Origin of the sequence: Methylobacterium sp. GC_Met_3, assembly GCF_026540775.1 — a bacterium.
In the GTDB taxonomy this organism is placed as follows: domain Bacteria; phylum Pseudomonadota; class Alphaproteobacteria; order Rhizobiales; family Beijerinckiaceae; genus Methylobacterium.
In genome coordinates, this window is the sequence record NZ_JALNUL010000184.1 from 1 (window position 1) to 660 (window position 660).

Sequence of the window (660 nt, forward strand, 5' to 3'; positions counted from 1 at the left end):
TCCGTCCGATATTTCATGAAGCGCGGGCGAGGCGTCGGACGAGGATGATGACGGCTGCGGCGTAGAGAAAGGCCTCAGCCGAAGCGACGGTCGCCTCCGGGTCCTTCCAAAGGCGGCGGTTACGGCGGATCCAAGCGAAGAAGCCCTCATCCTGAGCCTGTCGAAGGATCGACCACCCATCTGCGAGGATGAACGGCACATCCGACCTGGCCGGGTGGCTTGCGCACGATCTCGACGGTGATAATCGTGGCCGTGGCTGGACGATCGCCAGCATAGCCTGCATCGGCGAACGCCTTGGTGATGAGCGGGAAGGTTCGCCGCGATGGGCGCAGCACCGGAACAGCTCCGTCGCGATCTTGCACATCGGCCGGCTGTGGATCGAGAACGAGGGCACGTCCACCCGTATCGACGAGGGCATCGCGTAGAACGTAGAAGATCGCGTTGAGGATCTCCCGCTTCGCCCAGACCGGGGGCCGACCGCACGTGGCAGGTGCTGGCATCAGCGGGCCGATCAGCGCCCACCCGGCGTCCGTGAGATCGGTTTCATGGCGTAAGCCCGCGCGGCTATGCCGCCGCCGGGTGGTCGGGGTCCACATGGCGTTTCCTGGCAGGCTTCAGCACCCCCTGGAATCACCGCCATCCCGGCCACTCAACCCAACC

1 pseudogene is annotated in these 660 nt (G+C 65.5%); it reads right to left on the minus strand.

From position 1 onward, the window contains the following. Positions 1-13 precede the first annotated feature (13 nt). Positions 14-596: pseudogene (locus OXS27_RS32425) on the minus strand (transposase). Positions 597-660: the final 64 nt, after the last annotated feature.